21 protein-coding genes and 1 pseudogene are annotated in these 19,656 nt (G+C 59.1%); 11 read left to right on the top strand and 11 right to left on the bottom strand.

Annotated elements, in window-relative coordinates:
* Positions 1-24 precede the first annotated feature (24 nt).
* The 8 genes from GPA27_RS13910 to GPA27_RS13875 all read left to right on the top strand — a co-directional run bounded on the left by GPA27_RS13910 (position 25) and on the right by GPA27_RS13875 (position 5,653).
* Positions 25-774, top strand: coding sequence for an HD-GYP domain-containing protein (locus GPA27_RS13910; RefSeq protein ID WP_308446334.1), 750 nt, complete (start codon positions 25-27; stop codon positions 772-774).
* 151 nt (positions 775-925) lie between these two features.
* A complete protein-coding gene (locus GPA27_RS13905) occupies positions 926-1,171 on the top strand; it encodes a hypothetical protein (RefSeq protein ID WP_169141223.1) in 246 nt (81 codons plus the stop codon).
* Positions 1,172-2,668: 1,497 nt separating this feature from the next.
* Positions 2,669-3,067 (top strand): CzcE family metal-binding protein, encoded by a 399-nt coding sequence (locus tag GPA27_RS13900; RefSeq protein WP_308446333.1) that lies wholly within the window; start codon positions 2,669-2,671, stop codon positions 3,065-3,067.
* 104 nt (positions 3,068-3,171) lie between these two features.
* Complete coding sequence (copK, locus tag GPA27_RS13895) at positions 3,172-3,453, top strand: periplasmic Cu(I)/Cu(II)-binding protein CopK (RefSeq protein WP_018992676.1); 282 nt, start codon at positions 3,172-3,174, stop codon at positions 3,451-3,453.
* A 244-nt stretch (positions 3,454-3,697) separates the two neighbouring features.
* Positions 3,698-4,090, top strand: a complete 393-nt coding sequence (locus GPA27_RS13890; RefSeq protein WP_169141221.1) for a CzcE family metal-binding protein — start codon at positions 3,698-3,700, stop codon at positions 4,088-4,090.
* Positions 4,091-4,207: 117 nt separating this feature from the next.
* A complete protein-coding gene (gene copK / locus GPA27_RS13885; RefSeq protein WP_169141220.1) occupies positions 4,208-4,489 on the top strand; it encodes a periplasmic Cu(I)/Cu(II)-binding protein CopK in 282 nt (93 codons plus the stop codon).
* 238 nt (positions 4,490-4,727) lie between these two features.
* Positions 4,728-5,009 carry a periplasmic Cu(I)/Cu(II)-binding protein CopK gene (gene copK / locus GPA27_RS13880; RefSeq protein ID WP_169141219.1) on the top strand — a complete coding sequence of 94 codons (282 nt, stop codon included), beginning with the start codon at positions 4,728-4,730 and terminating at the stop codon, positions 5,007-5,009.
* Positions 5,010-5,518: 509 nt separating this feature from the next.
* Positions 5,519-5,653, top strand: a complete 135-nt coding sequence (locus tag GPA27_RS13875) for a hypothetical protein (protein WP_256222954.1) — start codon at positions 5,519-5,521, stop codon at positions 5,651-5,653.
* Positions 5,654-6,697: 1,044 nt separating this feature from the next.
* On the opposite strand, the gene GPA27_RS13870 is transcribed toward GPA27_RS13875, so the two are convergent.
* The 5 genes from GPA27_RS13870 to GPA27_RS13850 all read right to left on the bottom strand — a co-directional run bounded on the left by GPA27_RS13870 (position 6,698) and on the right by GPA27_RS13850 (position 11,044).
* Positions 6,698-8,476: a hypothetical protein gene (locus tag GPA27_RS13870; protein ID WP_169141218.1), complete on the bottom strand. Its 1,779-nt coding sequence runs from the start codon at positions 8,474-8,476 to the stop codon at positions 6,698-6,700.
* Between the two features lie 132 nt (positions 8,477-8,608).
* The gene (locus tag GPA27_RS13865; protein ID WP_169141217.1) at positions 8,609-9,130 is read right to left on the bottom strand and encodes an ankyrin repeat domain-containing protein; all 522 of its coding nucleotides are present in this window, start codon (positions 9,128-9,130) and stop codon (positions 8,609-8,611) included.
* Positions 9,131-9,214: 84 nt separating this feature from the next.
* Positions 9,215-9,592: a hypothetical protein gene (locus GPA27_RS13860; RefSeq protein ID WP_169141216.1), complete on the bottom strand. Its 378-nt coding sequence runs from the start codon at positions 9,590-9,592 to the stop codon at positions 9,215-9,217.
* 492 nt (positions 9,593-10,084) lie between these two features.
* Positions 10,085-10,435 carry a hypothetical protein gene (locus tag GPA27_RS13855; protein WP_169141215.1) on the bottom strand — a complete coding sequence of 117 codons (351 nt, stop codon included), beginning with the start codon at positions 10,433-10,435 and terminating at the stop codon, positions 10,085-10,087.
* A gap of 84 nt (positions 10,436-10,519) precedes the next feature.
* On the bottom strand, positions 10,520-11,044 hold the full coding sequence (locus GPA27_RS13850) for a transposase (RefSeq protein ID WP_256222953.1): 525 nt from the start codon (positions 11,042-11,044) through the stop codon (positions 10,520-10,522).
* 291 nt (positions 11,045-11,335) lie between these two features.
* Here GPA27_RS13850 and GPA27_RS13845 point away from each other — a divergent pair, with 291 nt between their 5' ends.
* Entirely contained in the window at positions 11,336-11,788 is a 453-nt protein-coding gene (locus tag GPA27_RS13845; protein WP_256222952.1) for an HD-GYP domain-containing protein, read from the top strand.
* 27 nt (positions 11,789-11,815) lie between these two features.
* Here the strand turns inward: GPA27_RS13845 and copK (GPA27_RS13840) are convergent, their stop codons facing one another.
* The 3 genes and pseudogenes from copK (GPA27_RS13840) to GPA27_RS13830 all read right to left on the bottom strand — a co-directional run bounded on the left by copK (GPA27_RS13840) (position 11,816) and on the right by GPA27_RS13830 (position 13,366).
* The gene (copK, locus tag GPA27_RS13840) at positions 11,816-12,091 is read right to left on the bottom strand and encodes a periplasmic Cu(I)/Cu(II)-binding protein CopK (RefSeq protein ID WP_169141213.1); all 276 of its coding nucleotides are present in this window, start codon (positions 12,089-12,091) and stop codon (positions 11,816-11,818) included.
* Between the two features lie 195 nt (positions 12,092-12,286).
* Positions 12,287-12,696 (bottom strand): annotated as a pseudogene (locus GPA27_RS13835) (ISAs1 family transposase); the annotation flags it as partial.
* Between the two features lie 13 nt (positions 12,697-12,709).
* Complete coding sequence (locus GPA27_RS13830) at positions 12,710-13,366, bottom strand: DsbA family protein (protein WP_169141211.1); 657 nt, start codon at positions 13,364-13,366, stop codon at positions 12,710-12,712.
* Positions 13,367-13,757: 391 nt separating this feature from the next.
* Here GPA27_RS13830 and GPA27_RS13825 point away from each other — a divergent pair, with 391 nt between their 5' ends.
* Positions 13,758-14,798 (top strand): DMT family transporter, encoded by a 1,041-nt coding sequence (locus tag GPA27_RS13825; protein WP_169141210.1) that lies wholly within the window; start codon positions 13,758-13,760, stop codon positions 14,796-14,798.
* A 112-nt stretch (positions 14,799-14,910) separates the two neighbouring features.
* On the opposite strand, the gene GPA27_RS13820 is transcribed toward GPA27_RS13825, so the two are convergent.
* The 3 genes from GPA27_RS13820 to GPA27_RS13810 all read right to left on the bottom strand — a co-directional run bounded on the left by GPA27_RS13820 (position 14,911) and on the right by GPA27_RS13810 (position 19,200).
* Positions 14,911-15,468, bottom strand: a complete 558-nt coding sequence (locus tag GPA27_RS13820) for an ankyrin repeat domain-containing protein (RefSeq protein WP_169141209.1) — start codon at positions 15,466-15,468, stop codon at positions 14,911-14,913.
* A gap of 111 nt (positions 15,469-15,579) precedes the next feature.
* On the bottom strand, positions 15,580-15,930 hold the full coding sequence (locus tag GPA27_RS13815) for a hypothetical protein (RefSeq protein WP_211164994.1): 351 nt from the start codon (positions 15,928-15,930) through the stop codon (positions 15,580-15,582).
* An 84-nt stretch (positions 15,931-16,014) separates the two neighbouring features.
* Entirely contained in the window at positions 16,015-19,200 is a 3,186-nt protein-coding gene (locus tag GPA27_RS13810; RefSeq protein WP_169141208.1) for an efflux RND transporter permease subunit, read from the bottom strand.
* Between GPA27_RS13810 and GPA27_RS29605 the strand changes: the two genes are divergently transcribed.
* Positions 19,184-19,656, top strand: a 473-nt coding sequence (locus tag GPA27_RS29605) for a hypothetical protein (protein ID WP_444541838.1), incomplete at its 3' end; no start/stop codon positions are given. The two genes, GPA27_RS13810 and GPA27_RS29605, sit on opposite strands and share 17 nt — an antisense overlap.

Here is a 19,656-nt window from a genome sequence, read left to right as displayed (position 1 = left end):
GGGCGTCGTTACAGGAGGCACACATTGGAGCTTCGACCTACCTTCGCAGGGACGTGTCATTGCTGCGGTACCCGTGTCGTTTCTCGTACGCCGTGGAAATCAAGCCAGCAGACTTGTGAGCGCTGTTTTCTCGGAGAGTTGTCCGGCGGGTGCTCACGCTGTGGTGAGCTGAACGCAGCATTTGCGGAAGCGCTCGCAGATGCTCTTGATCTGCGTGAGCATGAGACTGGCTTGCACTCCCGGCGTGTCGCGTGCCACACGGTTGTCCTGGCTAAGCACATTTTTCCTAACGATGAACAGCGATTGGCCCAAATATACTGGGGCGCTCTTCTGCATGACTTGGGCAAAATCGGAGTGCCAGATGGTGTTTTATTGAAAGTAGGGCCGCTCACGGAAAACGAATGGACCATCATGCGTCGGCATCCGGATGATGGCCATCGGTTAGTTGGCCGACTGGCCGGCATGGAAGAGGCGGCCGATATCGTGCGCAGTCACGAAGAAAGGTTCGACGGCGGCGGGTATCCGCGTGGCCTGCGGGGTGAGGATATTCCCTTCGGTGCGAGGCTATTTGCCGTCATCGACACCCTTGATGCCATGACGTCAGACCGGCCGTACCGTCAGGGGCTCACATTTGATGCGGCGAAGGCGGAGATACTCCACATGTCTGGCAGCCAATTCGACCCTGTTGCGGTCAATGCGCTGCTCGCCGAGGAGGCCGTACTGCGTCAGATGGTGGACATGAAATGCGTGTCTGAACCCACTAAATCAACGTAGAAGTCTTAAAGTGCGATTTGATCAAGTTACGAATGTGTAATATCCGCGTCATGCCCTCGACAGGCTATGTGGAGCACACTACCGGTAGGGTGTGCGCAGATCAAGGCGACACTAGCGCACTTCGATAGTGTTTTTTGTGGGAGATCGTGCCATGACAACGAAGCTGATTCTTATCACGACTCTGTTATCCGCGTCTGCAATCCTGGCGCCTGCGGGGAACGCTGCCTCAACAACTGCACCTGTAGCGGTGCAGAACGAGAAGACCGAAGGGCGCGTCAGCCCCCATAACCATATGCAAGAGAAGCTCGCTGTTCCCGCACAGAAGAGTGCGGAAGCGACGCCGCAACACGCGAAGAAAGTTCTCCACGATCACAGTAAGTTCCATAAGCACCTGTAATCAATTCGCAGGACTTACTGCCCGCCCGCTTTAGAAATCAATCACTGCCAAAAACCGCGCTTCCCAGACGGGAGGCATTGGGGCGGGCGAGGTTTCAGATGAGGACGGCGAAATAAAGAGCTTCCATCGATAGGTTTCAATCCTACGCGATCGTGAAGACAGGGTAAGCCTCTAAGAAGAGTCATATATAGCCGACATCCTTCGAGTGAGGGATGTCTACAAGGCGAGGGAAGGCAGGCACCTTCAGTCAATCTGCCGGCGCAGTCCATACCCGTCGCTGCACCTGTATCGAAAGCAACGCATCTTCGATGCCTGAAGAGTGGGCTCTGCGTAAGCAATGAGATGGATGCTCCCCTCCCGACAACGGCATCAACCTGCCAGACGAGAAGCGGAAGCGGGTCCTTGAGCGTTACTTACTCGGGTTGGCCCTGCAACGCCTCAGACTACCATCGCCCCCGATGCTGAGACAGTGGCGGGAGTCGCTACATTCGACACTGCCAATGTGAGCCTCGCCAGGTTCAAAATTTTCGATGCGCCAAAGCTTCAGGAAATGCAGCGCCGAACCGAGGCCGAAGAATACTGTCAGGCATCCGCTGGCTGCGCACAACCACCGGTTGTTCATTGAAATTGCAAAGCAAGGCCGTCCTCTTCCGCCAACCTCGTGCACCTTGATTTTGCATGAACCTCGCATCCATTCAGGTGCAACAGCAAGCTCTAGCCATGTTGCATATTGCTTCCGCGACTCCATTTTTCCTATCTCCAGCAACGAATTCCCCGTAGCAAGTTGAATGCGAAGACGCCCCGTGACTACAACTCCGGGACGGCGCAAACGCGGGGCAATCACAGAATCATTCATTTGCACGTGTAGTGGCAACTAAATGTTGCCGCAAGCGACGGCACATACCTTTTCGTATCATAGACTGTACGCATTCGTTATTAATACTGGCAGCTCATGTCGTGACTTGTCAGCGGCTACTTTGCAAGGGGCATCATGGTCAGGAAGAACATCATCGACGAGTTCCAATCGGTGATCGCGGATAGCTGCGCCAGCCAAATTTCATTGGCGAACGTGATCGTCCAGCTTGCCAATCCATCCTTGTCGGACGCACAACGAAATCGCCGAAGGTGTCATGAAATGGGCAGCGAGCAGTTCGGATATGAGCATGACTGGAACTCCAAAGTGGATTCCGTCAGTCCGGGATCCGTTCGAAAGAAGGGCTGCCCGTCTACTCCGAGAAGTGCTCTGCTTAACGATTCTCGGTCAGGACAGAATTTTGCACTTTTAGTTCTCCGGCGCGCGAATGCTCTTGGCTAAGGATTTGTTGCGTTGTCAGAGCGTGCATGGATAAATTATATACGTGCTCACAGTGGTTTTTACAAAGTGACACGTCGATGACAGGAATGTAATTTTTACGTCATGCCAATGTCAGATGCTCGCTGCTACCATCAGGTTACGGTCGCTCGATAAGGAGCATCTCGCTTGATTGGTCCTGGGGAATGATTATGAACCGCAATATCTGCCGTGCCACTGCTATCTCGGCGCTGCTGTTCACAACGGCCTCGTCGGCAATTGCACACACTGACTATTCAGAAGCTGGCACTTCGCACTGGGTCGAGGGCGTTCGAGGATCAGCGAGCGAACCCACGGAGAGACAGAAAGCCCCTTATGGGTATGAATCAACCGGAGTTCCTGACCGTACCTTGCTCGTAGATAAGAACACCCGGCATATCAATGTCGTCCAACTAGAGACTGTTTCGATCCGTTTCGGAGAAAAGGTGGTTAATTGGACCTTCGATGCATATCCACGGAGAAATTTCTCCTTGTCGAATATTTTGCCTGGAGTCGACGGCGTGACTGTGTACGTGGATGAGAGCCCAATGTATCGGGGGCGTTGATCAAGTGTGCTTCTTGCACATAGCACACCGGTTTCACAACCAAAAGGCGTCGTGCAGTAAACGTTAGTTTTTAAGTTCTACCACTTAACTGTCAGGAGTCAATCATGCTTACGAAAGCAATCGCCGCAGCCGCATCCGTGATCATCGCCACCTCGGCATTCGCAGTTGACCGAGGAAATGTCGAGAAAGCCTATGAGTTGAAAGATGGCTCCACGGTCTACGTCTTTAAGGACGGCAAGATGGCGATGGAGAACAAAGTTGGGCAAGTTGTTACGATGAAGGAAGGCCACGCGATGGAAACAAAGGATGGAAAAAAAATAATGATGAAGGGTAACGAAATCTGGCGTCTAGAGAACGAGCTACATCGCGAGCATCAGACAAACTGAATTACTTGCGATCGTCGTGTGACTACGATTGATCGGCCTGCGCGCTGTAACGGCGGAGCAGGCCGATCTGCCATCGTTCGTGCGTAAATCCTGCTCAAACAACGTTGTTGCTTTCCGCAAGGTTGCAGGATAATGAGTAGGAAGTAATTGGAAAGTCATTCTGCCGTCAGGTGCTCCAGACTAGTATCTACTCGTGGCGTAGCGAAATCGAGCGATAGCGCCAGATACTACGGGAGAGTGAAGGATGAAAAGTACTGTATTTAGCGTAGCTTGCGCGTCAGTCCTGCTGTTTGGGACTGCGAACGCACTTGCGGGCGAGCAGTATTCCGAGCCGAGTGGAACGCAAGTGGGAGTATTGATCGAGGTTGCCGCAAGCGCTGCCCAGGAGCGCCAGCTCGCCCGCTATGGATATACGTCGCTGGCGAAGGCGGAGCGGAGCATTACCATTGACGGACAGACTCGCCATATTAATGTAGTGCGAATGGAAACTATTGCAATACGCGTCGGTGAAAAAACTGTTACGTGGACCTTCGACACGTTGGGAACTGCTAGTTTTCCGCTATCGAAGATCATCCCAGGCACGGATCAGGTAACTGTATATGTTGACGAGAATCCGATGTACCGAGGAGGTCGCTGAGCGCAGGGCATCGGAAGTGGGGTATAAGCAACTGCTTAGTGCAGAATAGATGTACTGAAGTAGGGTGCGTGCCGCCCCAATATTCTGGATTGGCATATTCCCTACGAGGAGATAATTATGCTCAGGAAGTGCGCAATTGTCGCTGCGTCGTTTCTCGTAACCGCATCTGCGTTGGCCGTAGACGACGGGAACGTGACGAAGTCGTACCCGTTGAAGGATGGATCAACGGTGTATGTGTTCAAGGATGGGAAGATGGCCATGGAGGACAAATTCGGGCGCCTTGTTACCATGAAGGAAGGGCACACGATGGAAACAGCGGACGGTCAGAAGATCATGATGAAGGGCAATGAAATCTGGCGTCTTGAGCGGGAGTTGCATCGTGATCGCGGAGGTAGTTGACACTCCCTAGAAGTCTTTGGAATGCCCGACTTCCTGTGGCGCAGTTGCGGATGCTGAGTTTCTCAGTCTGCGCAGAGAGTGGGGTGGAATATGTCGGTGCCAAGTTTTGTTGGAAAGTTCGAACTGTGAACTAATGTCTGGCATGGGGCATGCGGAGCATGACTAAGGCTCGAAATCCGCCGGTTGATCATCCGCTAAACTTCGTCAGCTGTAGTTTGTGAATGTAAAGGGGTAAATCATGCTCAAGAAGCTTATTCTCGCTGCAGCGTCTGTTTTGGTGGCGACGTCGGCCTTTGCAGTCGACCAGAGTACCGTCGAAAAATCGTATGTAATGAAGGACGGTTCGACGGTTTATATTTTCAAGGATGGCAAGATGGCCATGGAGAACAAATTCGGCCGTGTTGAAAGGATGGCGGAGGGGCACGTGATGGAGACCAAAGATGGTCAGAAGATCATGATGAAGGGCGATGAGATCTGGCGCCTTGAAAGGGCCTTGCATCCAAACCGTGGTGGTCGCTGACGGTCCCTGTACAAATTGTCACCTGACACCGGCCGCAAGCCGGTGTTGCTTTTGGTGCGCCCAGCAAGGGCGCGCTCCTGCGGGTGCAAGTCCCGCCATGGGTTGATCACTTCGAACGAAGCCAAGCGCAACTGCGTGAGGGCGACCGAGTCTTGCGTGGAAGCCTGGAGCACAAGTTGCGAGCCGATGGATAAGAACCGGATAGAAGGCGTTGCCGAGCAGGGCGAGCGGGCCAAAAACCGCGAAGCTCTCGTAATCGAGCGAGGTGGCGTAGATCCGGCGGTTGTGCAGTGAAGGACATACCCGGTGAAACGCCTCTTGCAGGGGAATCGGAACTCCGTTTACTGCAGCACTGGTTCGCGCAGAATCCATCCGATGCGAAGGCGTGGAGAGTCTTGATCGCGCTGATTACCGAGTCGCTCAAGTCGGCCGGGGGCGCTCGCAACCTTTTTGTTGCGACCGGCCAAGGCATGCTGGGGGCCGTCGATGCCGGCGAGCAGCACTAGTCGATGGACGTCGGCGATACCGTGATCCACGAATATAAGCAGGAACTGCTGTGTGAAGAGGAACAGGCCGACTCAGCTTGGCGGCCATTCGCCAAAACGCGCGAACCGGAAAATCGGACGCCGGGTGGGGCTGCGTAACTGCACTTGATCAGGTGATCCCGGTCGTGGGGCACGATTAATGTGGAAGGCCAAAGGCGTCTTCAAGTTCGGCGACCGGGCAGCGATTTCCGCGGCCCTTTCGGGTAATCGTTTATGGGTTCTTCCGGCCCGTCGACGTGGGGGCGTCCTCGGGGACGCGAGGAGTGCTGCTTTATCTTTCGTTTGAGCACCCCTTCAAGTAGGACATTGCATCGGTCTTCTCATTGTCAAGATACGTTCACCACGCTGTGTCAGCCTGGAACTCGGAGTTGGCGCGATTTTCGCGCTAAGATTCCGTCAGGCGCGTCACGCCCGCGTTGTTGTTGCAGGCGGACGTGCGCTGCACTCTGGAGTTTTGTTTAACCGCGGGGCCTCCGGACCTGCTGCTTGCCTCACGCGTCACGTTTGGAGCGCTGCCCCTCGAGAATGGCGACAATGTCCTGACGCCCCAGAGTTTGTCATGGCCGTCCGCGTCGAGCTGGTTGCGCTTTGCGCCGCCAATCAGAAGATGCCGGATGACGGCAGCGTGGCCCTTGTAGACGGCCCAGAACCTGTCGTTTTCGACTGTCCTTCCGGCGAATGGCCATTCGCACGTGTCGCATTTCCGTCGCGGATTGTTGGACGTAGGGGCAATGCCTGAAGATCGTGTCCCGCGGCGTGGTGTAAGAAGGGGAATGCTTCGGTATCCTTGCGTTCATCTCACGTTCCTACATGAAGCCTTAGAACCTCACTTCATGGCGTCCGCTTTTCGGGGCAAGCTCAAACTTCAACCTGCTCGCGGAGCGTCACTTCGACGCCGCCGAAAAGAGTGTGACCGAACTGGGCTACCAGTGGCAGCCGAAGAACCGCCTCATGCCCGCCCTCGAATATGGGCTAGACGGCAGATGCCGTCTCGGGTTCAGTTAGAGAAAGACTTGTTTTCCCACTCGTCGCTTCTACGATGCCGAAGCAATGGCTCGCTCCCGCCTCAGGCGGAACGCATTTAATCATAGCTTTTTACGGGTTGGTTGGGAACCGCATGCTTCATCTAGCAAGCTATGAAGCTCACCGAGGCTTGGCTGCATTGCCCCCTCGCGCCTGCCGACGTCCCTCGGTCATCCGAACGAGCCGCTCCGCCTTGGTCGCGCGTTGCTTTTCATGTGCCGCTCGCCTTTCGATCCAGAAGTCGCGCACCGCGTCTTCACGCTGCGCGAGGCACACCTGCCATGCCATGGCGGCGCCATTCTTCTTGCGATCAAGATCGGCACCACAGTCCAGGCAACGGAGCAGTTGGTGATCTTCATCAGCGGCCCGCACCTGTCCGCCACACACAGCGCAGCAGTTCGCCGTCTTGCCGATCAATTCCAGGACCGCTGACCGCGCCTTGGTTGCGGACCAACGAATCGCAGACTCGAGTTCATAAAGCGCCGCGACCATCAGGCCGGAACGCGCCTTACGTCCGAACTTACCGCGCTCGCCAGTGTTTTCGTCGATCTTCCTCAACGTATCGGCCAACTCGAGCGGTTCGAGCACGATTGCGTCGTAACGTCTGACAAGGTCGGCAGCAAGATCACGGTAATAATCGCGCCGCGTGTTGCGTGCGTGCCTGGCCATGTGCGCGACTGACTGCCAACGTATTCGGTCTTCCTTGCGCCAGACGTCCAGCCATTCGGGCAGGGCCTGCGCTTCGCGCAGCATGCGGCATAATCGGTGCAACCGGCTGATGGCCACGTGGTGTACCGGCAGCTTGCGCAGCGCCGCCAATTCGACGAGTACGTCATCGCCCCAGTCTTCGTTCGCCTCGATTGCCTTCACCAAGGGGATGATCCCGTCACGGCTGGTGTCGCGTTCGGACTGCAGCGCGGCAACCCGTTTCAGCGTTTCCTCGACCTGTCGCGGCAGGCACACGAGTCGCGCCGCGTGTGGATCGGCCGAATCTGCTATCGCCGCCACCCGCCGGCCCTCGACATCGGTCGCCCATCCGAAGTGGACGGACGCCAGTGGTTTGCGCGCCTCGGTCACAATGAACACCGGTTCGGGCAGCCTGACCATGAGCTGCACTGCCCACTTGTAATCCTTCCCTATCTTGCGCCGCACAAGACGTGCGACCACGATCTGCGCGCCTTCGGGCAGTGGGCGGTGATACTGCCAAGTACCCGTGGCATAGGTGTTGGCAGTGGCGGCACCGAGGCGGAAGCGGAACTCACCGTACTTGCGCCGTCCGCAGCCATTGGTCGGCAAAAGCGCCAGTTCTCGATGCTTGCCTTCCAATAGGGCCTTGGCCAGCACACCACCGGCAGAGGGGAACTGCAATGTCAACGTATCCTGTACCTTGTCGGCGCCGATGCTGAAGCGCGGTCCCCGGCCTTGCTGGATCGATTTCCTGAAAGCCTGTAGTGCGGACTCAAGGACTGCGTTGGCGGTAGCCCAACCCAGTCCGCTGGCAACTGCTTCGCTGCGTACGTGGTAGGTGTCGCAGGCGGAATTCTTGCCAATGCGCGCAAGGAAGCGCGACTGTAGCTCGCCTTTCAAGTGCTTTCGGGTTTCGGTCAGGGCCGAGTGCAATTCACGCGACCTGCTCCAGCGCGTTTCAGCAATTGACTTCATGGCCGACTCGTCGTTCCTGGCCCGCGCTGAGTCGAACTCGTTGTCGAGTGCCTCGACTTCAGCGTGTAGTGTTTGCGCCCGCCCCCCAGAATTGTTGAGCACATAAGAATTCATCTCGGCGACAACGGCGCGGATCTGCGCCACCAAGTCGTTGTATAACCGGCGAGCGCGGATGATCTGGTCTTCGACGGCGGAGCGCGAATTTTCATCGATCCGCACGCCGAACTCGTAGATCAATATGTCGCCCGAAGGTGTCTGTCCTGATCTCAGTTGCATCGCTAAGGCAAACGAACGCGGGTAATGCGCGTTGCAGGAGCGAAATCGAGAGGTAGGGCAAACTGACCTGCCACAAGTCCCTGGCAACGAGCACTAGGTACGCCGGGCTCGCTGCCCCTCCAGAATGGCGACAATGTCCTGACGCCCCTGAGACCTTGCAAGCCAGAGTTCGTCATGGCCGTCCGCGTCGAGTTGGTTGCGCTTTGCGCCGCCGATCAGAAGATGCCGGATGACCGCCGCGTGGCCCTTGTAGACGGCCCAGAACAAAGGCCACTCCCCATCCTTGTTCCGCACGTCGGGATTGGCGCCACGGGAGATCAGGAATGAAACAATCTCCGCATGGCCGTTGAAAGCTGCCCAAAAGAGCGGTGTCCACCCGCGGCGATCGGGCAAGTCGACCGATGCTCCGTGCGCCAACAGGTTGTCAATAACGGCCCACTGACGATGATAGGCGGCGAGGAACACCAGACTGCACCCATCGGCGTCCTGCCAGTTGGGGGACAGTCCTGCCTCGAGGTGCTTCTGCACTGCCGGGGCCTTGCCTTGGCGAACCGCGTCGAGCAGTTCCGGGGCCACTCGATCGCGCCAAGCTTCGTGTTGGATGTCGTCATGCATCGTAATCGTTCTGACGAAGCGAACCCACACCCTTCGGATGTTGATCCGTCGCAACAATCCCCGGCATCCCACGCGACACGCGCATCAATTGAATTCCTCCCCATCGGATGTTGATGAGCCGCGCTTCGGGATCGGTGCGTTGCAGTCCCTGAAATTCACGTAGACCTTGTCACCGACTTGTAGCTGCGAGTCGGCATGCAACTTTGCGGCACGCGCATAGGGGTGTCCATTGCGCCTAAACGCGATCATCACATACGGGGCGTTGCGTTCCTTGTCCGACGCTTCGGCCCTGCAGTCGTAGAACGAGGGCCGCTTCAGACTTTTCGCCGGGCCGATCTCGACGACGGTTCCTTTGCGCCAACCGTCCGCCTCCGAGTATTTCCCTTCAAGCACGGTGGGGCCCGCACATCCTCCCAGCGCTACAAGGGCCACAACAGTGGTAGCGACCATAATTGTCTTCATGGAATGACCTCAAGAAACGGCAGAGGAAATGTCTGGCAGGAGGAGTTTTCTTCAGTCATCTTGGGCGCATTATGCAATCAAGGCGTCGGTGAAAACGCGTACAGGACTTACTGTAGAAGACTTTTTCAGTCAAATTGCAAACAGTCCGCTTTGTCCTGCATGGCCGTCTTGCCGTCCTTGAAGATTTAGATGGTCGCCCCATCCTTCATTTCACGCGGCGTTTGGGCTGCGGGCCGAATCGTCCGCAAATGCGCAGGTCGTGAGAATACTCGCGGTAGCGACGATCAATAACTTTCTCATCCTGATATGCTTTGAGGATTTACTGGTATTGGATTATGTATTCTAGGCACGAAGACCTTACCGTACACAAGTCCAACGATTACATTTTGGTCATACACCTGTCAGCACCGGCGCCGCTACAGCTCCCATCTTTAGTCGCCCGGAAAAGTTCCTATGCTCGGCCGTCCGTCTCACCCGTTCTGCTTACGCGGGCTATTTTTCAAGTTCCAAAGCAATCTGACGGTGTTCCTTTTCAAGAGCCCGTGCTTCCTTGGCGGCAGCTGTGAGACTTGATTTCAGGGATCCACAGTGGGAGACCCACATGCCCGCATCACCTCTCGGACGTCCCGCGTAGGCAACTGCCATTCTTTCGTGCTGCTGGGCCTCCGCTTCATAGTCAGATGCTTTTTTTGCGAAATAGTGAGATATTCGCAAATGCTCCGCAGGCGTTGTGGCGTTCGCGATGGATTCGGGGATGTCAGCTACTGACCCCGTTGACGTACAACCAGCCAAGGTTGCCAGCAGCAGCGATCCGATGGTTATTTTGCTTACGATGTTTGACATGATGGCGCCTCCTGATCCTCTACGTTCTCAGTTTGCATCAGTATGGCTGACCGAAAGATGGCGTGTGTGTTACATGTGCGTCATTCAAATGACAGAATGTCGATGGGAATAGACGTGAACGAAACAAGTCTTCACGACGGAGAGAAATGACCCGTGCTGTTCCCGGCGTAGAGGTTTTCGCAACCGTCGATAGGCACACGCGAGATGCAAGAAGGCATGGAATCGGTTCGCTAGCTTGTCGTTGCGAGGCTCCAGGCGGCGGAACTGTTTTAGGCGATTGAATAATGGCGCGACGAGATTGCGAGCCTTGTATCGAAGCCAGTCGACGTTGCGTTGGGTGTTGCGATTGCTGTGCGGCGGGATGATGGCCTCGGTGCCGGTGCTCTCGATGGCGGCCACCAGGGCATCGCTGTTGTAGCCCTTGACGGCGATGACGGCATCGGTAGGGATCGCGTCGACAAAGGCAGCGCCTTGAGTCACATCCGCCACCTGGCTGGCCGTCAGAAGGAGGCGAATCGGCGAATCGGATTGCCCAGCACATCGACGCAGGTGTGGACCTTCGTCGTCAATTTCGGCGGGGCATCTCGAACCTCTTCTCCAATGCAACACGGTTTGCGGAGCGCAGGTCGGTGATTGACGTCGACGTCGTGCCTGACGCTACCTGCTGAATCCGACGTCCTCCGCAGCCGAACCGGCGCAGGACAAGGCTCCCGGGAGCGAATACACCTGCCCGATGCATCCGTAAATGCGCCAAGTCGGCCCCGGCATCTGCCCGAAGTGCTTCATGGCGTTCAACCCGGTGCAGCCATCGGCCGAAGAAGGTGAAGACCCCCAACCCAACTGGGAGGCGTCGCCCCAGATCTATTGGGGGGCTAACTTCACAACAGTGGCAAGATCGGCGTGCCCGACCGCATCCTGTTGAAGGAAGGCGTCGATGCGACAAGGAGGGACGTGATATGCCGACATCCCGGGGACGGCTACTGCCTCGTCTGTCGCCTGCCCGGAATGGAGGTTGCCGTCCAGATCGTGGCGTCCCACGAGGAGCGCTTTGACGGAAAGGGCTATCCGCGTGCCCTGTGCGGCGAAGCGATTCTGTTCGGTGCCCGCCTGTTCGTGGTAATCGATGCGCTCGACGCCATGACCTCGGATCGTTCCTATCGCCGCGGACTGCCTTTCAACACGGCACGCGAGGAGATTTTGCGTTCGGCAGGGACGCAGTTCGACCCGATTGCAATTGCAGCATTCGTGGCCGAAGAAGCGGTGCTGCGGTCGATGGTACAAAGAAAGTGCATGGATCCCGAGAGCCCCTTTTCGTCCCCCCCGAAACTGGCTCAGCCCCTTAACAGGGGCTGAGCTCGCGCACGGTGCGGACGAAAAATATCAGCTCCCGCTTGAGAACCTGTTTAGCGCTTCGACGCGCCAGACCTCGTTTCCTTTCATCTCGATCCGGGTGCCGTCGCGTGCCTCCATAACGTGCCCTTGAGGCATCAGGAAAGCCCGACCGTACTTGTTTTCCATCCCCATCTTGCCGTCCTGAAAAACGTGCACCGTGCTTCCGTCCTTGAGCTCGACGGAGCGCTGGACGTCAGTAGTGCCGGCTGCGAAGGCGGAAAGTGCGAAAGTGGAAGCAAAGGCGATTGCTGTGATCTTTAACATGGTGTTTTCTCCTTCAACATATTCGGCTGAACTCAGGCCTCCAACTGTGGAGACCATAGCGCAATGCTAAGGAGGCGGCACCGACAAGAGGATGACTCGCCAATTACCTTTAAGTCAGCGACTTGTAAGACTTGTGAAAGATTTCGAGGCACGTCTTATGACTAGAATTGCCGGAGCAGACGCTGAAGCTGTTGCTCGATGCTCGACCTCCCGGTGGCTTCGAGCGGCTTGGCTAAGCTCTCGGCGTCGGCCGGCAGGCTGCTGATGTAGTAGCGACGCTCGCATGTCGTACGGCCGCCGACCGTGCTCTCACCCTTGAAGGTGGCAAAACTCTTGAGGTTCTGCCACCGTTCGGCTTTATAGAGACGATCGATCGCGTCGAATGCCCAGCATCGGCGTACTTCGTTGCGGCAGTGACCGGTGGTGGAGGTTTCCGAGCGCGTCTCTTCGCTCAGTGAGCCTCCCACGCCAGCCTGGGTCAGCAGGATCCACTCGGTCAGTTTCGGGTGATGGTCTTTCACGCATAGTACATAGCCCGCTTCGCGCGCCCGGCCCCCCGTTGGGCGTGACCAGGATGATCTTGGTCGGGTACCGCACGCCGTGATTCGCTGCATCGCATCAGCGCGCACGCGCCTCCGACAGCGCCGCGTCGACGAGCGATCGCAACTGTTCATAGCCAAAACTCGGCAGCGGCTTGCCATTGACGAAGAACTCCGGCGTCTTGGTTACATTCAAGGTTCTTGCATCCGCAAGGTCCTGCTCGATCACTTTGGCGATTTCGGGCGAAGTCATGTCCAGGGCCATGCGTTCCAAGTCCAGCCCCAGTTGCTCGAGGTGCTTCCATACCAGCCCAAGCTGCGGCGTATGATGGGGTGCCCATTCGTCCTGCGACGCCAGCAGAGCTTCGAGCGCCGGCCAGAACTTGCCCTGCCGGCGGGCCGCCTCCAGCACAGCGACGATCTTGTCGGACCCGTTGTGGAAGGGTGCGTAGCGCAGCACCAGGCGAATCTTGTCCGGATTCGCCGCCATCATCTCCTTCACGCGCGGATAGAACGCCCGGCAGGTTTCGCACGCGGGATCGAGAAACTCGACGATGATGACCGGCGCATCGGCCTTGCCCAGCGTTGGCGCGTGCATGCGTATCAGGGCGCTGCGATTGGCCTCGATGCGCTGCGTCTCCTGCGTTTCCTGCCGATCAATACGGGGATCAACTGCTGCAGTGTCATCGGCGGGACGGACAAGAAATTTGAGTCCGGTCGACGCAGCAAGGGTCATTCCCGAACGCATACAACGTCCCCAACTCGCCTTGCGTCAGTGGAAATACGCGAGCTATGCTTCAAACATAGACTGGGCTGGGCGAGAGAGGCAGGAGGGGGCGTGTAAATGGTGCGACGTCTGCAGGTATTGCTCGACCCTTATGGAATCTCCATAATGGCCGGCACAGGCCGGTACGCTGCAAGCGGCCTTCGATGGGAAGCACGGCTGGTTCTGGCGCAACCGTTCGAGCAGTGAAGTCACTATCACACTGAAGACGCGCGGCGCATACGGACAGATCGAACGCGTGCTCTGATCCGGGTTCCCCGACCGCGCCCAGCGGTAGGGAGCGTCATGCCATAATTAATGATCGGCAGATTGCCCTTGGTCAATTTCGCGAACCGCCTGAACGATGCGTAGCAGCGTCCTCTATGCCCTCTTTGCAGCTGTCTTGTTCGGCGCGAGCACGCCCTTCGCCAAGTTGCTGATCGGCGAGTTGTCGCCAGTCTTGCTCGGTGGTCTGCTGTATCTCGGCAGCGGCATCGGCCTTGCGCTGGTCCGCCTCGTTCGGGATCGTGGCTGGAAGGCGTCTAGCCTCACCCGGGCAGAGTGGCCCTGGTTGCTGGGCGCGATTCTATTCGGTGGCGTGCTCGGCCCCGTCGCTCTGCTGTTTGGGCTGAGATATACGAGCGGCTCGACGGCCTCGCTGTTGCTGAACCTCGAAGCCGTGCTCACGGCCGTGATCGCCTGGATCGTGTTCAAGGAGAACGCAGATCGTCGCATCGTGCTGGGCATGCTCGCCATTGTCGCGGGTGGCGGCGTGCTGTCGTGGGCGACGGGGCATGGCGATACAACGACCTGGATTGGTCCGGTCGCGGTGGCCGCAGCCTGCCTGTGCTGGGCGATCGACAATAACCTGACGCGCAGGGTCTCGGCCTCCGACGCCCTGTTCATCGCGGGCAGCAAGGGGATCATCGCAGGGACCGTCAACGGCGTGCTCGCGCTGTCACTGGGTGCCGCGATGCCGCCTCCGGCAACGGTTCTCGCAACCATGGCGGTGGGGTTGCTCGGCTACGGCATCAGCCTGGTCATGTTCGTGCTGGCTCTGCGCGGCCTCGGCACGGCACGGACCGGCGCCTACTTTTCCACCGCCCCTTTTATCGGCGCGGCGGTGGCACTGCTCCTGCTCGGCGAATCAACCTCTCCGGCGTTCTGGCTGGCAGCTGGCCTGATGGGCTGGGGCGTGTGGCTGCATCTGACGGAGCATCACGAACACGAACACACGCATGAACCGCTTGCGCATCGCCACCGTCACGTGCATGACGAACACCATCGGCATGAACACGATTTCGAGTGGGACGGGAGGGAGCCACATGAACATTGGCACAGCCACCCTCCGTTGACCCACAAACACCCCCATTTCCCCGATATTCATCACCGGCACGGGCATTGACTTGCCGCCCGCACCGGGGTGGCTGAACGGGGAGATCTCGGCTTCGCCTCACCAGACGTCGGCGAGGTCGTGGCGCCAAGATATGCGTTCGGCGTGACAGGGGGAGGCGGAATCAAATTGTCCCATCGGAATTCTCCGGGAGGGGGCGGTTCGTGCGCCGGGCTCGCGGCCCCTCCAGGATGGCAACGATGTCCTGTCGCCCCAACGTGCGTGCGAGCCAGAGCACGTCATGTCCGTCCCCATCGAGTTGATCGCGCTTTGCGCCGCCGAGCAGGAGATGCCGGACAACTGACGTGTGGCCCTTAAAGACGGCCCAGAACAAGGGCCACTCCTCGTCTTCGGTCCGCACGTCGGGATTCGCGCCGCGGCCGATCAGGAAGGAGACGATGTCCGCATGTCCGTTGAAAGCGGCCCAAAAGAGCGGCGTCCATCCTCGACGATCGGGCAGGTCTACCGATGCACCGCGCGCCAATAGGCTATCAATGACGGCCCACTGACGGTGATAGACGGCGAGGAAAACCAGGCTGCAACCCTCGCTGTCCTGCCAGTTCGCGGGCCGTCCGTCATCTAGCCACCTCAGCACCTCCGGGACGTCACCTTGGCGCACCGCGTCGAGCAGGTCTGGGGCCACTCGATCGCGCCACGCTTCGTGATGGATGTCGTCACTCATCGTATCGGTCCTGACGCGGCCAACCAGGATCCCTCGGGCGGTTGATTAACCGAAACGATCCCCACATCCCACCTGACAAGCGCATCAACTGAATTCGTTCCGGATGAGTGTTCATGAGCTGCGCTTCGGGATCGGCGCGCTGCAGTCCTTAAAATTCACGTAGACCTTGTCACCGACCTGCAATTGCGCATCAGCAGGCAACTTAGCGGCACGTGCATGCGGGTGTCCATTTGTCAACAACGCGACCAGTACATACAGCTCGTTGTCATTCTTATACGATGCCTCGGTCCTGCAGTCATAAAAGGACGGCCGCTTCAGACTTTTCGCGGGTCCGATCTCGACGATGGTTCCTTTGCGCCACCCGTCCGCCTCCGAGTATTTCCCTTCGAGCACAGTGGGGCTCGCACATCCGGTCAGGCCGGCAAGGGCTGCACAAATAACGATTTTTCTACGTGCTTTCATTTGGACCTCTCTCAGTTGGGTACGAATTCGAGCGCGCTTCGCTGGTAGGCGGTGCGGCAGCGTTCGTACCCTGTTTAAATTCAATCAGATGCTTACAACGGGCGCTGCAGCCGCCGTGGCGACCGCGATTCGGGACAACTGCCTTTGCTCATCGCGGCCATGCGCGAGTCGGTACAGCGCGGGCAGCACCAGCAGCGTCAAGACGGTGGAGGACAGGATTCCACCGATCACGACCGTCGCCAGTGGCCGCTGCACTTCGGCACCGGTTCCGACGGCGATGGCCATCGGGACGAAGCCCAGCGACGCGACCAATGCCGTCATCAGCACCGGACGCAGGCGCGTCAGCGCGCCTTCGCGGATCGCGTGGTCGAGCGCCAGGCCGTCGTCGCGCAGACTCCGGATGTACGAGATCATCACCAGTCCGTTCAGCACAGCGACCCCGGACAGTGCGATGAAGCCGACGCCGGCCGAGATCGACAGCGGGATGTCACGCAGCCACAGCGCGAGAATCCCGCCCGTCAGCGCAAACGGCACGCCGGTGAACACCAGAAGGCCGTCCTTGACGTTGCCGAACATGGCGAAGAGCAGCGTGAACACCAGCAGCAGTGCCACCGGTACGACAATCTGCAGGCGCTTCGTCGCGCTCTGCAACTGCTCGAAAGTGCCGCCCCAGGTCGTCCAGTAACCCGTCGGCACCTGCACCGCCTCGGTGATCCGGGCTTCCGCTTCCGCGACAAATGAGCCGATATCGCGCCCCCGCACGTTCGCGGTCACGACCACACGGCGCTTGCCGTTTTCGCGACTGATCTGGTTGGGACCGGGCGCCGACTGAATGCTCGCGATATCCCCGAGGCGCACGAACCCGCGGGCCATGCCGTTGTCCCCGCCCGGCAGGCGAATCGGCAGGCGCTGCATCGCATCGAGGTCGCTGCGCAAGGTTTCGGGCAGCCGCACCAGAATGTCGAAACGCCGGTCGCCCTCGAACACCGCACCGGCCTCCTGCCCGCCGAGCGCGGCGGAGACGCTGTCCTGTACATCGGCGACGTTCAGGCCCAGTCGGGCGGTCCGGTCGCGGTCGATCCGGACCGTTAGCATCGGCAGGCCGGTCGTCTGCTCCACCTTCACGTCGGCGGCCCCGGGAATGCCTTCGAGCACTTCGGCGATCCGTTCGCCGGTCTCGGCCATGACCTCCATGTCGTCGCCGAACACTTTCACCGCGACGTCGCTGCGCACGCCCGAGATGAGTTCATTGAAACGCATCTGGATCGGTTGGGTGAACTCGTAGTTGTTTCCCGGCACCTGCTGCACTGCCGCCTGCAGCGCGGCGACGAGCTCGGCCTTGGGGCGCTCCGGGTCGGGCCACTGCTCGCGCGGCTTGAGGATCACGAAGTTGTCGGCCACGTTCGGCGGCATCGGATCGGTGGCGATTTCGGGGGTGCCGATCTTGGCGAACACGGTGTCAACCTCGGGGAAGGCTTTCACCGTCTGCTCGAGCTGCACCTGCATGTCGATCGACTGGGTGAGGCTGGTGCCCGGAATCCGCAACGCATGCAAGGCCACGTCGCCCTCGTCGAGACTCGGAATGAATTCACTGCCCATGCGCGTCGCGAGCAAGCCCGACAACACCACGCAAACGCACGCGATCGTCAGCACCAGCGGCTTTCTCGCCATCACCCAGTCGAAGCTCGGCGCATAGCCACGGCTGGCCCAGGTCATGACGTGGTTTTCCTTCTCGCTGATCGGGCCCGAGAGGAACAGCGCCACCGCAGCCGGCACGAAGGTCACCGACAGGATCATCGCCCCCACGAGCGCGGTCACGACGGTGAACGCCATCGGGTGGAACATCTTGCCCTCGACCCCGGTCAGCGCAAAGATCGGCAGATACACCACCATGATGATCAGCTGACCGAAGAGCAGCGCGCGCCGCGACTCTTTGGATGCCACGAACACCTCATGGAAGCGTTCGTTGCGCGTCAGCGGGCGCCCGGCGGCGGTCTGTGCGTGCGCGAGGCGCCGCACGCAGTTCTCGACGATCACCACCGCCCCGTCGATGATGATGCCGAAGTCGAGCGCGCCCAGGCTCATCAGGTTGGCGCTGACCTTGTTGCTCACCATGCCGGTGAAGGTGAACAGCATCGCCAGCGGAATCACCAGGGCGGTGATGATCGCCGCACGGATGTTTCCGAGAAACAGGAACAGGATCACGATGACCAGCAATGCGCCTTCGGTCAGGTTCTTCTTGACCGTCGCGATGGCCTTGTCGACGAGCAAGGTGCGGTCGTAGACGGTCTTCGCGACGACGCCTGCGGGCAGCGTCTTGTTGACCGCCTGCAGGCGTTGATCGACCGCGCGCGACACGTCCCGGCTGTTCTCGCCGATGAGCATGAACACCGTGCCCAGCACCACTTCACGGCCGTTCTCGGTTGCGGCGCCGGTGCGCAACTCCTTGCCCAGGCCCACCTCGGCCACATCGCGGATGCGGATCGGCACGCCGCGCGCGTGTCCGACGATGACGTTGGCGATATCATCGATATTCGACACCTGTCCGGGGGCGCGAATCAGGTACTGCTCGCCGCTGCGCTCGATGTAGCCGGCGCCGACGTTCGCGTTGTTGCGCTCCAGCGCCGTCACGACGTCGCTGATGGAAAGCCCGAACGACACCAGGCGGTCGGGCAGCGGCGCGACGTGAAACTCCTTGGCATAGCCGCCGATGGTGTTGATCTCGGTCACGCCCGGCACGGTGCGCAACTGCGGCTTGATGATCCAGTCCTGGATCTCGCGCAGGTCCATCGGCGTGTAGGCTGTGCCGTCCGGTTTCCGGGCGCCATCCTCGGCTTCCACCGTCCACATGTAAATCTCACCGAGACCGGTGGCGATCGGTCCGAGCGCCGGCGCGAGCCCCGGGGGCAGTTTGCTGCGTGCCTCCTGGATACGTTCGTTGACAAGCTGGCGCGCGAAGTAGATGTCGGTGCCGTCTTTGAACACGACCGTGACCTGCGACAGCCCGTAGCGCGACAGCGAGCGCGTCTCCTCGAGCAGCGGCAGGCCCGCCATGGCCGTTTCGATCGGGAAAGTGACGCGCTGCTCGGCCTCCAGCGGCGAATAGCCGGGCGCTTCGGTGTTGATCTGAACCTGGACGTTGGTGATGTCCGGCACGGCGTCGATCGGTAAGCGCTGGTAGTTGTAAATGCCCAGCCCGACCATGCCGAGCACGGCCAGCAAGATGATCCATCGCTGATCGATGGCGAATCGGATGATGCGTTCAAACATGGGCCATCCCTCAAAGTGCCGCAGCGTCGCGTTCGCCGGTGCGGATGCGCACCGCGGCGGCAAGCTCAGTGACCCCGACGATGCCGTCGCCCGGCTGGCCGGTATGGGCCGCTGCGGTCACGGCCTCCACAATTGCGGGCGCATCGTCGTCAGTGCACAGGACCAGCAGCACCAGCGCATCGTGCCCATCCGGGTTCCATTCGTCGGCAACGAAACGGTGATCCTGACCGTGGCCGCGCGCGTGCCCCCTGGCGGTGAAGACCGTGAAACCCGGCAGGTGCGGCAATGCATGGAGTGCCGTTTCCACGGCTTCGAGCCGTTGCGGGCGAATGATTGCGGTGATCTGTTTCATCGTTGCGCCTCCGGATCAGTGGTCATGGCTCGCGCCGGCCTTGCCGAGCTCGGCCTTGATGACGAAGCTGTTTTTCGCGGCATAGCGTTCGCCCGCCCTGAGCC

Source organism: Aromatoleum toluolicum, assembly GCF_012911005.2.
Taxonomy (GTDB): Bacteria; Pseudomonadota; Gammaproteobacteria; order Burkholderiales; family Rhodocyclaceae; genus Aromatoleum; species Aromatoleum toluolicum.
Note: the sequence above shows the minus strand (reverse complement) of the source record. Positions and strands in the feature narration are given on the sequence as shown.